The sequence below is a fragment of the Bosea sp. BIWAKO-01 genome (assembly GCF_001748145.1).
Classification (GTDB): Bacteria; Pseudomonadota; Alphaproteobacteria; order Rhizobiales; family Beijerinckiaceae; genus Allobosea.
On sequence record NZ_BCQA01000001.1, the window covers coordinates 4,180,411 to 4,192,785 of the forward strand.

General features: G+C 64.2%; 15 protein-coding genes. 10 read left to right on the forward strand and 5 right to left on the reverse strand.

What is annotated here, in order from left to right; translation table 11 throughout:
• The first annotated feature begins 19 nt into the window (after window positions 1–19).
• The gene (locus BIWAKO_RS19525; protein WP_069880070.1) at window positions 20–490 is read left to right on the forward strand and encodes an iron-sulfur cluster assembly scaffold protein; all 471 of its coding nucleotides are present in this window, start codon (window positions 20–22) and stop codon (window positions 488–490) included.
• Here BIWAKO_RS19525 and BIWAKO_RS19530 read toward each other — a convergent pair.
• Window positions 483–1,232 (reverse strand): phosphatase PAP2 family protein, encoded by a 750-nt coding sequence (locus BIWAKO_RS19530; RefSeq protein WP_069880071.1) that lies wholly within the window; start codon window positions 1,230–1,232, stop codon window positions 483–485. The genes BIWAKO_RS19525 and BIWAKO_RS19530 overlap by 8 nt on opposite strands.
• Before the next feature lie 44 nt (window positions 1,233–1,276).
• Here BIWAKO_RS19530 and yidD point away from each other — a divergent pair, with 44 nt between their 5' ends.
• Window positions 1,277–1,609, forward strand: a complete 333-nt coding sequence (yidD, locus tag BIWAKO_RS19535) for a membrane protein insertion efficiency factor YidD (RefSeq protein ID WP_069882635.1) — start codon at window positions 1,277–1,279, stop codon at window positions 1,607–1,609.
• 43 nt (window positions 1,610–1,652) lie between these two features.
• Here the strand turns inward: yidD and BIWAKO_RS19540 are convergent, their stop codons facing one another.
• Complete coding sequence (locus tag BIWAKO_RS19540; RefSeq protein WP_069880072.1) at window positions 1,653–1,883, reverse strand: hypothetical protein; 231 nt, start codon at window positions 1,881–1,883, stop codon at window positions 1,653–1,655.
• Between the two features lie 242 nt (window positions 1,884–2,125).
• On the opposite strand from BIWAKO_RS19540, the gene thrS reads away from it, so the two are divergent.
• From thrS to BIWAKO_RS19565, 5 genes are all read left to right on the forward strand, one after another.
• On the forward strand, window positions 2,126–4,126 hold the full coding sequence (gene thrS, locus BIWAKO_RS19545; protein WP_069880073.1) for a threonine--tRNA ligase: 2,001 nt from the start codon (window positions 2,126–2,128) through the stop codon (window positions 4,124–4,126).
• A 58-nt stretch (window positions 4,127–4,184) separates the two neighbouring features.
• A complete protein-coding gene (locus BIWAKO_RS19550; RefSeq protein WP_069880074.1) occupies window positions 4,185–5,471 on the forward strand; it encodes a DUF2157 domain-containing protein in 1,287 nt (428 codons plus the stop codon).
• Window positions 5,471–6,091 (forward strand): GDYXXLXY domain-containing protein, encoded by a 621-nt coding sequence (locus BIWAKO_RS19555; protein WP_069880075.1) that lies wholly within the window; start codon window positions 5,471–5,473, stop codon window positions 6,089–6,091. The genes BIWAKO_RS19550 and BIWAKO_RS19555 overlap by 1 nt, the downstream gene beginning before the upstream one ends.
• Window positions 6,092–6,429: 338 nt before the next feature.
• The gene (locus BIWAKO_RS19560) at window positions 6,430–7,635 is read left to right on the forward strand and encodes an OpgC family protein (RefSeq protein ID WP_069880076.1); all 1,206 of its coding nucleotides are present in this window, start codon (window positions 6,430–6,432) and stop codon (window positions 7,633–7,635) included.
• A complete protein-coding gene (locus BIWAKO_RS19565; RefSeq protein ID WP_465247408.1) occupies window positions 7,557–8,402 on the forward strand; it encodes an SGNH/GDSL hydrolase family protein in 846 nt (281 codons plus the stop codon). The genes BIWAKO_RS19560 and BIWAKO_RS19565 overlap by 79 nt, the downstream gene beginning before the upstream one ends.
• Window positions 8,403–8,431: 29 nt before the next feature.
• Here the strand turns inward: BIWAKO_RS19565 and BIWAKO_RS19570 are convergent, their stop codons facing one another.
• Window positions 8,432–9,301, reverse strand: a complete 870-nt coding sequence (locus tag BIWAKO_RS19570) for a hypothetical protein (RefSeq protein WP_465247427.1) — start codon at window positions 9,299–9,301, stop codon at window positions 8,432–8,434.
• 222 nt (window positions 9,302–9,523) lie between these two features.
• Between BIWAKO_RS19570 and BIWAKO_RS19575 the strand changes: the two genes are divergently transcribed.
• From BIWAKO_RS19575 to BIWAKO_RS19585, 3 genes are read left to right on the forward strand one after another with little or no spacing between them, the layout of a single operon-like run.
• Complete coding sequence (locus BIWAKO_RS19575) at window positions 9,524–10,093, forward strand: nitroreductase family protein (protein WP_069880078.1); 570 nt, start codon at window positions 9,524–9,526, stop codon at window positions 10,091–10,093.
• 4 nt (window positions 10,094–10,097) lie between these two features.
• On the forward strand, window positions 10,098–10,703 hold the full coding sequence (locus BIWAKO_RS19580) for a flavin reductase family protein (RefSeq protein ID WP_069880079.1): 606 nt from the start codon (window positions 10,098–10,100) through the stop codon (window positions 10,701–10,703).
• A gap of 9 nt (window positions 10,704–10,712) precedes the next feature.
• Window positions 10,713–10,895, forward strand: coding sequence for a hypothetical protein (locus BIWAKO_RS19585; protein ID WP_069880080.1), 183 nt, complete (start codon window positions 10,713–10,715; stop codon window positions 10,893–10,895).
• A 43-nt stretch (window positions 10,896–10,938) separates the two neighbouring features.
• Here BIWAKO_RS19585 and BIWAKO_RS19590 read toward each other — a convergent pair whose 3' ends face one another.
• Complete coding sequence (locus tag BIWAKO_RS19590; RefSeq protein WP_069880081.1) at window positions 10,939–11,817, reverse strand: HpcH/HpaI aldolase/citrate lyase family protein; 879 nt, start codon at window positions 11,815–11,817, stop codon at window positions 10,939–10,941.
• Between the two features lie 4 nt (window positions 11,818–11,821).
• The gene (locus BIWAKO_RS19595) at window positions 11,822–12,319 is read right to left on the reverse strand and encodes a MaoC family dehydratase (protein WP_069880082.1); all 498 of its coding nucleotides are present in this window, start codon (window positions 12,317–12,319) and stop codon (window positions 11,822–11,824) included.
• Between the last annotated feature and the right edge of the window lie 56 nt (window positions 12,320–12,375).

Here is a 12,375-nt window from a genome sequence, read left to right on the forward strand (position 1 = left end):
AGCCGGCGAGGACCAAGTCATGCTGAGCGACGTCTACAACAAACGCATCCTGGAACTGGCAGGAAACATCCCGCTGCTCGAGCGATTGCCGACGCCGGACGCGACTGCGACCGCACATTCCAGACTGTGCGGCTCCACCGTCACCGTCGATCTGACGATGGACGGTGATGTCGTCATCGGCTTCGGGCATGACGTCAAAGCCTGTGCGCTTGGGCAGGCTTCCTCCTCGATCATGGCGCGCCATGTCATCGGGGCCACGGCCGGCGAACTTCGCGCGGTTCGCGAGCAGGCCCGTGCGATCCTGAAGGAGAATGCCGAGCCGCCTGCCGGCAAATGGAGCGATCTCGCGGTTCTGGTGCCGGTGCGCGACTATAAGGCGCGCCATGCCTCGACCATGCTGACCTTCGACGCCGTGGTCGACGCGATCGGTCAGATCGAGGCGGCGCGCGAGGCCGCGGCGCCGGCAGCCAAGGTCGCGGCGCTCAGGTGAGCCCCAGTGACTTTCGGATTTCGGGACGTGTTTCGTCGAAACGCTGCTTGAAGGCTCGGTCCGCCAGAAGCGCATCGGCAACTTGTCGGCCGATTTTCTCGCCCGCCACCAGGTCGCTGGCATAATGGAAGCCGCAAACCAGCCGGCTCTCGCCATAGCTTGTGACGCGCTCCGCGAACTTGTCCTTCATCTCCGGGGCAGCATCGCTGAGCAGCGCGGCATAGAGCGCGGCGGTCGCGGCATGGCCGGCGGGGAAGGAGGTCCCTTCCGGCCTGCCACCGGGGCACGGCTTGACCCTGACCTTGTTCCACATCGCAAAGGGCCGGGTCCGCGAGGTCAGGCGGCGGACGCTGAGGAGCACGATGCCGAGTTCGATATTCGCTTCGCGGAAAAGCAGGCGAACCTCGCGGTGCTCGGAGAGATGCGCGTCGATTCCCATGCCTTCGAGAAAGCGGGCGAGCGTCTGGTATTGATCGGCGATCGCGGCCTTCTCGCGCTCCGGCGTCCGATTCAGCGTGATCTGCAAGACCTCTTCGAACTCCTTCCGGTGCTCGGGCGAGTTCATTGCCGGGGGCAGACCGATGATCTTGGCGACATCGATCTTGCCGGGCTCAAGCCAGAGGAGGCTGTTCCGCTGCTGGGCCGGCGCTGATGTCAGGGACAAAAGCAAGGCGGCGGGAACCAGAATGGAGGTCGCGCCGATGCGGAAACGGGAGGCCGATCGCGGAGCGGAGCAAAGCATGAGCGAATCTCAAAATGAAACAGGTAATGACGAAGAACGATGAAATGACATCGGTGCGCGTGTTGTCACGTCTTTTTGCGCGTGCACCCCGTTCTGGCGCGCATTGGTTGATTCGCGGTTACCAGCTCAGCATCTCGATGCTGATCGGACGGCAATGTCGGCATTGGCCGAGTTGCTCGACCTACACGGACGAGGCGATCCAGCGCTTTGGTCTCTGGCGCGGCGGCTGGATCGGGGTCGCGCGGATCTGCCGCTGTACGCCGCTCGGCACCAGCGGCATCGATCTCGTCTGCGAGGAGCTGCCGCCAAAGGCGCGCTGGTACCTGCCCTGGCGCTATGGCCGCTGGCGCGGCGTCAATGCGCCTCCCGTGGAGTAGGTCGCGTCCAGCGGCCTCTGCCATCGGGGGACATGCGCCGAGATCAACGTGGCTTGCCTCCGGCCTGGGCGTTCTGCATCGCCGCCCTGCAGCCCTCGGAGAATGCGGCCTGTCTTTCGCGGAAACAGGCGACAAGCCGTCCACCACCAGGCTTCACGCCCGGGCAATTGGCGACGAAGTCTTCCTGACAGGCCTTGCGGATGGCGGCGGTGTCCTGCGCGAGGGCAGGTGGTGCCGCGAGAAGGGCGAGGGCAATCAATGCCGTCCTGCGCATTGGGCGCTCCCAAGTCTGAACCGGCATAGCTTACAAGCCATTCTGGCGGGCGTGTGGCAGGCCGGAGGCCCTGGGCGAAATCGGCGGAATGCTGCACCTGCGAGTGATTGCGCGGTTGGCGCGCCTCGTATAGGCGAGACGCACGCGGGAGCCGAAACCGGCTGCAGGCTCCCGCGACTTCACAGATGCAGCCGGCCTTGACTTACGGGGTTCGTTTCCCCGAGTGAGCAGGACCGTGATCGATGACGATCTCCCTGACCTTTCCTGATGGTGCAAAGCGCGAGTTTCCGGCCGGGATCACCGGCAAGGAGATCGCTGGCGGCATCTCACCTTCCCTTTTGAAGCGCACAGTCGCGATGGCGCTTGACGGCACCGTCGTGGACCTCGGCGACGCGATCATGAAGGACTCGAAGATCGAGTTCCTCAACCGCGAGGATCCGCGCGCGCTCGAACTGATCCGCCATGATTGCGCCCACGTGCTCGCCGAAGCCGTGCAGGAACTCTATCCCGGCACACAGGTCACGATCGGCCCGGTGATCGAGAATGGCTTCTTCTACGATTTTTTCCGGAACGAGCCGTTCTCTCCAGAGGATTTCGCGCCGATCGAGAAGAAGATGCGCGAGATCATTGCGCGCGACAAAGCCTTCACCAAGGAAGAGTGGAGCCGCGACAAGGCGAAGCAGTTCTTCCGCGACAAGGGCGAGGCCTTCAAGGTCGAGCTCGTCGATGCGATCCCGGAAGACCAGACCCTGAAGACGTACGCTCAGGGTGACTGGATCGACCTCTGCCGCGGGCCGCACATGACCTCGGTCGGCAAGGTCGGCAACGCCTTCAAACTGATGAAGGTGGCTGGCGCCTATTGGCGCGGCGACAGCAACAACCCGATGCTGACGCGGATCTACGGCACCGCCTTCGCCAAGCAGGAGGAGCTCGACGCGCATCTCAAGCAGATCGAGGAGGCGGAGAAGCGCGACCACCGCAAGCTCGGCCGGGAAATGGACCTGTTCCATTTCCAGGAGGAGGGTCCGGGCGTCGTCTTCTGGCACTCGAAGGGCTGGCGCCTGTTCCAGGAGATCATCGCCTATATGCGCCGGCGGCTTGCCGCCGATTACGAGGAGGTCAATGCGCCGCAGATCCTCGACAAGTCGCTCTGGGAAACCTCAGGCCACTGGGGCTGGTATCAGGACAACATGTTCGCGGTGAAATCGGCCGGCGCGCTCGAGCATCCGAATGATCCGGAGAAGGACCAGCGCATGTTCGCGCTGAAGCCGATGAACTGCCCCGGCCATGTCCAGATCTTCAAGCATGGGCTCAAGAGCTATCGCGACCTGCCGATCCGGCTCGCCGAGTTCGGCGCGGTCCATCGCTATGAGCCCTCTGGAGCGCTGCACGGGCTGATGCGCGTGCGCGGCTTCACGCAGGACGATGCGCACATCTTCTGCGCTGAGAACGACCTGGCGGCGGAGTGCCTGAAGATCAATGACCTGATCCTCTCGGTCTATGCCGATTTCGGCTTTACCGATGATCTCGTCATCAAGCTTTCGACACGCCCGGAGAAGCGCGTCGGTACGGATGCGATGTGGGACCACGCCGAAGACGTGATGACCAAGGTGCTGGATCTGATCGCCCGGCAATCGGGCAACCGGATCAAGACGGAGATCAACCCGGGCGAGGGCGCCTTCTATGGCCCCAAGTTCGAGTATGTCCTTCGCGATGCGATTGGGCGCGACTGGCAGTGCGGCACGACGCAGGTCGATTTCAACCTGCCGGAACGCTTCGGCGCGTTCTATATCGGCTCGGATGGCGAGAAGAAGACGCCGAGCATGGTGCACCGCGCGATCTGCGGTTCGCTGGAGCGCTTCGCCGGCATCCTGATCGAACATCATGCCGGGCACTTCCCGCTGTGGCTCGCGCCGGAACAGATCCTGGTCTGCCCGATCACCTCCGAGGCCGATGCCTATGCCGAGCAGGTCACGATTGCCTGCATGAACCAGGGCCTCAGGGCACGTGCCGATCTTCGCAACGAGAAGATCAGCTACAAGGTGCGGGAGCACTCGCTCGCCAAGGTTCCGGTGATTCTGGCCGTCGGCAAGCGCGAGGCCGAGGAGCGCACGGTCACCGTGCGCCGTCTCGGCAGCCAGCAGCAGACTGTGATGAGCCTGAACGAGGCACTGGTGGCCTTCACCACCGAGGCGACGCCTCCGGATCTGGCTCGCCGCAAGGCCGAGATGGCAGCATCCTGAACACGCTCATCCATGCGGGGCTCGCCAAATCCGGGCCCCGCATGTCAGAGTGCCGGGGATGCTGACGGGATCTTATCGCAAGCGGCTCGAAGCCGATTTGAGTCGCTGGGTCGCTGAGGGGCTTGTCAGTTCCGACAGTGCGACCGCAATTCGTGGCTCGCTGCAGCGCGACGGGGGCTTTCGACTGCCGGGGCTGCTCGGGATGCTGGGCGGGTTGCTCATCGCGGCAAGCGTTGCAGCCTTCGTCGCGGCGAACTGGGAGGAGATTCCGCGGCTGACGAAGCTGGCAATGATCCTGGCCAGTATCGTGGTCGCGCTCGGGATTTCAGCCCGCCTCGAAACCCGAGGTTCCAAGCTTGGTGCCGATGCCGCCTCGACCTGCGGTGTCCTCTGTTTTGCCGCCGGTGTCGCTCTGGTCGGCCAGATGTATCATTTGCCGACGGATTGGCCGGGTGGCGCGCTCCTGATCGCGCTCGGCGCATTGGCAGTCGCGTTCCTGCAGCGCTCGGACGGCGCCCTGATCGTTGCGTTCATCGCCCTGGCAAGCTGGAGCTGGGGGCGCTGGCAGGACAGCGGCGGCTCGCTCCAGTTCTATTTCCTGCTAGGCTACCTGCCGGCGCTGTGGTTGGCATTGGGGCGCCGGGCCCGGCTCGTGCATCATGTCGCCGTCCTCTCGCTCGCGTGCTGGCTGGCGCTCGTGCCGGGTGACTGGCTGCGTGGCTCCTTCGACTACTGGCTCCTGGCCTATGGGCTCGCGCTTTCGGCCTCCTATATCGTGCTCGGTGCGGTGGCGCTGGATCGCGGGGGGCCAGCTCTGCTGAGCGCCTGCCTGCCCTGGGGGCTGCTCGGGCTGATGGTGGTGCTCAATGTCGAACTGATCCGCATCCTCGATTCCAGCTGGTCGCGGGGCGGGCAGGCGAGCTGGCCGGCCTATCTCGCCTATGCCGTCGCTGTGCCTGGCGTGTTCGCCTTCGTTGCGTTGGCGCGCGAGCGGCGTTTTGCTGTTCCTCTGGGAATCGCTCTCCTGTTCGCGCTTTTGGTGCCGACGATCTTCTGGATGGGTGGTGCGACGCGCCTGTCCGGCAAGGTCGTGGTGGCGAGCCTCGTGCTCGCGAGCGCCGTGGGGTTGATTGCCGCCGGAGCGATCGGCGGAGTCCGCCGTCTGGTCGTGGCCGGTGCGGCATTGTTCGGTGTCGCCATCCTGATCCTGCTTTGGCAGACCATCGGCAGCCTGCTCGACCAGTCGCTGTTCTTCCTGATCGCAGGCGCGGTGCTGCTGCTGCTTGCCAGTGGCGCGCGACGGCTCTTCGCGCGCCTTGCCCGGCCGGTTGGGGAGGTGGCGTGATGGGCGCGCTTGTCGCCGACCGGATCGTCGCCCGCGTGCCGGCGACCTTGCGGGCCCTCGTCTCGATGATCGTGCTCTGCGGCGCGATCGGGATGCTTGTCGAAGGCCGAGCCCGCATCCTGCGTTCCGGCAGCGAGGTGAGGCTGAGGACGGCGCCAGTCGATCCGCGTGACCTGTTTCGTGGTGATTACGTCATCCTGAATTACGATATCAGCATGCTCGATCTTGCCAGCATCCAGGGGGACCGCGACTTCAGCCGCGGCGATCCCATCCATGTACAGCTCACTCCCGGCACGGATGGCTTCGCCCGGCCTGTCGGAGCCTACAAGATCAGGCCGCCGGCAAGCGGGGCGGATGTGGTGATCGAAGGTCATGTGCTGACCACTGGCGTGTGCCCGCGAGCGGAGAACGGGACCGTTGATTGCTCGCGAACCCGCAACGGAGTGCGTGTCGCCTATGGGCTCGAGAGCTACTTTGTGCCGCAAGGGACCGGGCTCGCGATCGAGCGCACGGAACGCAGCAGGCTAGAAGTCGTTGCGGCCGTTGCGCCCTCGGGCGGTTCTGCGATCAAGCGGCTGCTGATCGACGGCAAACTGGTCCACACCGAGCCCCCCTTCTAGGGCTGGCTCGCGTCGGCATTGCCATGGGCAATGCGAGGCCGGGTTCGAAGATCAATAGTATCAAGGCGTTGATGGCGAAGCCCCGCCGGTCGCGGAGACGTGATTGATCGATCTGTCGGCTTTCCGGCAGGCGCGCGACGGCTGCCATCTTCCGCGCATATTCCGGAGACACATAGATGTGATCCCGCTTCCCCATAGCGGCCGCATCGATAGCGTTATATGAACGTGAGATGAACGGAATCGGCAGATACCGTTCATGTTTGGCCCGGCCTTGGCGGTCCGGGTGGTTGGCCTGAAACACCGATGGCCGTGTTCCTCGCGTTCCGGAGAAGCTGCTGGTGTCGCATTTCCCGTCCTTCGGGCGCTACCTTCTTCGCGGCGCGGGAGCGCTGGCCGCGAGCCCGGTGGGACGCGACATGCGGATCGATGCCGTCCGCGGGCTCGCCCTCCTGATCATCTTCATCAATCACATGCCGGGAAACGTCGTCGCTGCCGTGATGCCGCATAATTTCGGCTTTTCGGATGCGGCCGACATCTTTGTTCTCCTGGCTGGCGTGTCGGCCACGTTCGCCTATGGCTCGGTCATCGAGCGCCGTGGCCTCGGCATGGGAGCGCTCCGCATCGGCGGCCGTATCTGGACGCTCTACATCGCTCATATCGCAGTTTTCGTGATCGTCTGCGGGGTTGTGGCGCGAGCTGTAACGACCACCCAGAACCCGCTCTATATCGAAGCGATCAATATCCAGCCCTTCTTCAACGACACGCTCTCGGCACTGGTCGATGCGCTGACGCTGACCTACCAGCCGAATTATCTCGACATTCTGCCGCTCTACATCGTGCTGCTGGCCGCCTTTCCGCTGATCTATCGGGCCGTGCGCTTCAATCCTGCGCTGGCGCTCCTGGGTTCGGTGTTGATCTGGCAGGTCGCGGTCGCTTTCGAGGTGAACCTGCCGAATACGGGTACGCCGGGCTGGTTCTTCAATCCCTTCGCCTGGCAGCTCGTCTTCACGCTCGGCGTGGTCGTCGGCCGCGGTGTGCAGATGGGCGTCGTCATGCCGAGGTCGGCCATCATCGATGCCCTCGCATTTGCTGTTGTCGGACTCGCCCTGGTCATTAAGGTTTCAGCGGGAAATCCGTTTGGCATCACCGCCTTGAACGAATGGATCGAGAATCTGCAGATCGGCAGCGACAAGACCAATCTGGCCTGGACCCGCCTGCTGCATCTGGCGGCTCTCACCTGGCTCTTCGTGCGTTTCGTGCCGGCGCAGTCGCCGCTGGTTTGCGGAGTGGTCGGACGGCGACTTGCAGTATTGGGCCGGCATTCCCTTGAGATCTTTTGCACCGGAATCGTGCTCGCGATCATCGGACAGATCATTCTGGCGGAAACCTATTTCGCCCTGAGCATACAGTTGCTGGTTTGTCTCGGTGGCATTACGATCCTGACAGTGCTAGGAAATTTCCTGTCGTGGTATCAGTCCAACGCGCTCCGTGGTTCCGCAGAGAAGCCGGCTTCCGGGCTGCACAGTTCTGCGCCGCAATCCTGACGACCGCACTTGTCTCCAGTTCCGTTCAGGCCGGGCCCCTGACGCTTGCTGGTCGGGCCGATCTTCGCTGCCGTTCGGGAGCAGCCCAGTATCCTTTCCAACCGATGCTGCCGGCCGCCAAGCGGGTTCTTCGGGACACAGGCAAGCTCACCATCGTCGCGCTCGGTTCGTCGGCCACCGCCGGAGCCGGGGCAAGCGAGATCAGCCACAGCTACCCCGCGCTTCTCGAGTCCGAGCTCAAGCGCCGGCTGCCCGAGGCCGAGGTCAAGGTCGTCAACAAGGGTGTTGGTGGCCAGTCGGCCTATGACATGCTGCAGCGGATGGACACTGAGGTCCTTGAGGAGAAGCCGGCGCTGGTAATCTGGCAGACGGCGGTCAACGACGCTGTCCGCGACATCGGCGAGGAGAAGCTGGCGAAAATCCTGCGGAAGGGAATTCGCAAGCTCCGCGATGCCGATGTCGACACCGTCCTGATCGATCTGCCCTGGCTCCCGCGCGAAGAGCGCTATCCGAAATATGACGACTACCGGGCTGTCCTGGCAAAGGTCGCGGAGGAGCAGGGCGCTGCGGTGTTCCCGCGTTACGGAATCATGAAGAGCTGGGCGAGATCAAAGCAGTTCACGGCCGAGGAACTCGTTGGCATGGACGGGCTCCATATGGTCGACGCCGGCTATCGCTGCCTCGCCGTCAGAATCGCGGACGGGATTGCCGCCGAGCTGACCGGGGCCAAGCTCGGCCTTGCGGAAGCTCCCGGCGCCAGCAACTGAGCATTCGGTCCTGCCGGCGGATGACGAGTTCACTTCGTCGCAATGACCTCGATATCCCGATCGAGCCCGCTCTCGACCTTGAAGTCCTTCGAGAAGATCTGGCCTTCCTGGCGGGCGATCAGCACATAGTCGCCTTCGGCCAGGATCACTTGCGGAAAGGCACCGATGGCTTCGCGAATGACGTCGCCGCCGGGTGTCAGCACGCTGAAGGCGGTGCCGGCGAAGGCCTCGCCGCCGGGAGACGCGACGAGCTTCAGCGTTACCCGCGCGGCCCTGTGGTGCAGGGTGGCGTCGGTGACCTTGCCCGATTCCACCGTCACATCCGCGCGCTGGATCGCGTTGGAATCGCCGTAAGTCGAGACCACGTGATAGGTCCCTTCGGGCAAGCGGATCAGCTCGCCTGCCTTGGCATTGCCGACGAGGCGACCTTCCGAGTTCCCCTGTAACGGCACGAAGATCGAGAATGACAGCTGCGCCGCCTGGATGGGCGTCTCGCCGATGGAGCCTGCGAGGATGAGGCCGCCGGCGCTGATCGCAATTTGTTCGCGCGTTCCTTGCGGGCCGAGCACCACCCGCTTGGTGCCGCTGGCGAAGCCATAGGCGGCGTGCAGCACATAGGAGCCAGGCTCGAGCGAGAATATCGGCTCTGCATCATTCGAGCGGGCGACGATGCGTGGCGGCGAGCCGTCGACGGACTCGATCAGGACGCGCCAGACGAGGCCGGAGCGGATCGGCTTGCGGTCATTGGCGAATTGGGCGCTGGCGCTGAGATTGGCCGAGCCGATCGTCGCGGTGTTTCCCGGCGCCGGCAGGGGGGCGCTCTCCGGGGTATTCGGTCGCGACGGGGACAGCGGAACGATCTGCGCGATCGCAGCCGTCAGGGAGAAGAGCAGTGCCATGGCAGCCGAAGACAGGCGCGCCAGCATTCGCGCGCGCGGCGCGCTGGTCCGGCCTCGTCTCTGGAAACGATCCAATTCAAACATGCTCATGGTCCTTGACGCCCTTGCACCCGCGTCTGAGCAGGCTTGCTTGTCCTCTTCATGGCAAACCACTAGTTCAGATGCCAGTAGCGCTGGCGGCCCCGACTGCTCCGCCGGCCGTTTCTCTCGCCCGGAAGTCTCATGACCGATACGCTCGCCCTGCTCAAGCTGCGCCGTTCGGTGCCGCCGCAATTCCTGTCTGCTCCCGGCCCCAGCGCCGACCAGCTCCGCGACCTGCTGACCATTGGCGCGCGTGTGCCCGATCACGGCAAGCTTGCGCCGTGGCGTTTCGTTCTGTTCGAAGGCATCGCACGCGAGACGGCCGGCGATGTGGTCGCAAAGGTGTTTCGCGCCAGGAACCCTGACGCCGACGACGAGAAGGTTGCTTTTGAGCGGAAGCGCCTGACCCATGCGCCGCTGATCATCGGCGTGGTCTCGCGTGCGCGGCCGCATGTCAAAATTCCGGAATGGGAGCAGGAGCTTTCCGCCGGCGCCGTCTGCATGAATATCCTCGTGGCTGCTCACGCGATGGGTTTCGGTGCGTCCTGGCTGACCAACTGGTTTTCGTTCGATCGTGACGTGCTCTCTGCGTTCGGCCTCGCTGATGATGAGCGCATGGCAGGCTTCATCCATATCGGCACGCCCGAAACCGTCCCCGCCGACCGGGACCGGCCGGTGCTCGCCGACATTGTCAGCCATTACGGGGCCTGAGCGGATGATCTACTCGACCGCGCTCCAGGACCACGGCCTGCCGCACGACCCGTTCAAGGCGATCGTGACGCCGCGTCCGATCGGCTGGATCACGGCGCTGAGTGCCAAGGGCGAGATCAATCTCTCGCCCTACAGCTTTTTCAACGCGGTCTCGTCGCGGCCGCATATCGTGATGTTCTCCTCCGAGGACAAGAAGGACGCGGTTTCCTTCATCGAGGAGACGGGCGAGTTCACCTGTTCGCTGGTCACCAAGGCACTGGCGCAGCAGATGAACCTGACGTCGGCGCCGCTGCCGCGTGGGGCGAGCGAATACGAGCATTCCGGGCTCGCAATGGCCGAGTCGAGTTTCGTCAAGCCTCCGCGTGTCGCCGGCAGCCCGGCCGCGCTCGAGTGCAAGCTGCTTTCCATCCAGCAGCTCAAGGATCTCGACGAAAAGCCGGTGCCGCGCTGGATGGTGCTGGGTCAGGTCGTCGGGATCTTCATGGATGACGCCTATGTCCGGGACGGGCGTTTCGACACGGCGGCGGCCCATCCGATCGCCCGCTGCGGCTATGCGGACTATGCCGAGGTCGACCACCTGTTCTCGATCATCCGCCCGACCGGCGGCTGAGCAGGGCCCGTGCCGCGGCCGCCGGACGAGGATGACGACTGGCGAATGACCGTCAATCTGCTTGCGATCATCGCAACGCTCCTGCTGCTTGGCGCTGGAATCTGGCTGCTCTTCGGACTCGATCGCGCGCGGAAGGCGCAGGATTGCCTGTCCTCGACACAGCGCAACTGCCGGCAGATCCGCGTTCCCTGATCGAAGCGCCGGAAGCCGATTCTTCAGGATCAGTTTCCGGGGCTCATCGACCCAGCTTCTCAGCCCGCGCCTTCAGGCGCTGTGCCCTGACAAGGTGAGGGCGATCGAGCATCTCGCCGTTGAGTCCGATCACGCCCATCCCCGGATTGGCCGCGAACAGGGCGATGATGGCATCGGCCTTGGCGACGTCCTCGGGCGCTGGAGCGAAGACCTCGTTGATCACCGGAACCTGCGCGGGATGGATCGCCATCTTGCCGGTGAAGCCGTCCCGGCGAGCCGCGATGCATTCGGCGCGAAAGCCATCGGCATCACGGAAGTTTGTGAAGACGGTGTCGATCGCATCGACCTGCGAGGATGCGGCGGCGAAGAGCGTGAGCGATCGGGCGAGGCGGTAGGGATCGGTATAGGAGCCGTCGCTCAGCCGGTTGCTCTCGGCGCCGAGATCCGCGGACAGGTCTTCTGCTCCCCAGGTCAGAGCCGCGAGCCGATGCGTGGCGCCGGCATAGCTGCCGAGGCCGAAGATGCCCTTTCCAGTTTCGGTGGCGATCGGAATGATCCGGGTCGCGCCGTCCGGGAGTTCGCATTCAGCCTCCCGAACTGCGATCCTGGCGGCGAGATGCGAGACATCGGTGCCGCCCTCGGATTTCGGCAGCATGATCGCATCGGGGGCGCCCGGCATGATCATATCGAGATCGGCATCGCTGAGCCCGGTCGTGAGCGCATTGATGCGCACGATCAGGAGGGGCCGCTTCGCCTGCTGGCGAGCCACCTTGAGGAAATCCAGGCTGATGGTGCGGGCCTGGGCCTTGCCGTCGAGTGCGACCGAATCCTCCAGGTCCAGGATCAGCGCATCGGCGCCGCTCTCCAGGCCCTTCTGGAGCTTCTTCGGGCTGTCGCCCGGTACGAAAAGGAGCGAACGCATCCGGTCAGACCGCGATCGTCGTGGGTTCGGGGTGTTTGCGCATGAAGGCCTGGCGGCGACATTGGGCGACCAGGGTGCCGTCCTGCTTATAGGCGCGATGGTGGAACTCGACGATCCCGGCATCGGGTCGCGAGCGGGACTCACGCTTGCCGACGATTTCGGTGACGCAGTTCACGGTGTCGCCCTCGAAGAGCGGGGCAGGGAAGGTCACGTCGGTCATGCCGAGATTCCCGATGGTGGTGCCGACCGTGGTGTCGTTGACGGAGATGCCGATCATCAGCCCCAGGGTGAACAGGGAGTTCATCAGCGGCTTGCCCCACTCCGTTTCGGTCGCGCAGAAATGCGCATCGATATGAAGAGGTTGCGGATTCAAGGTCATGTTCGAGAAAAGCATGTTGTCCATCTGGGTCACGGTGCGCGTAAGTCCGTGCTCGATGACCGCGCCGACCTGGAAATCCTCGAAATAGATCCCGCCGCGCTTGTGCCGCTTCACCTCGGTCATGAACGCTCCTCCAATGCCGCATTCCGGCGCTTCAAGCCGGCTCGATGATTCCGCGT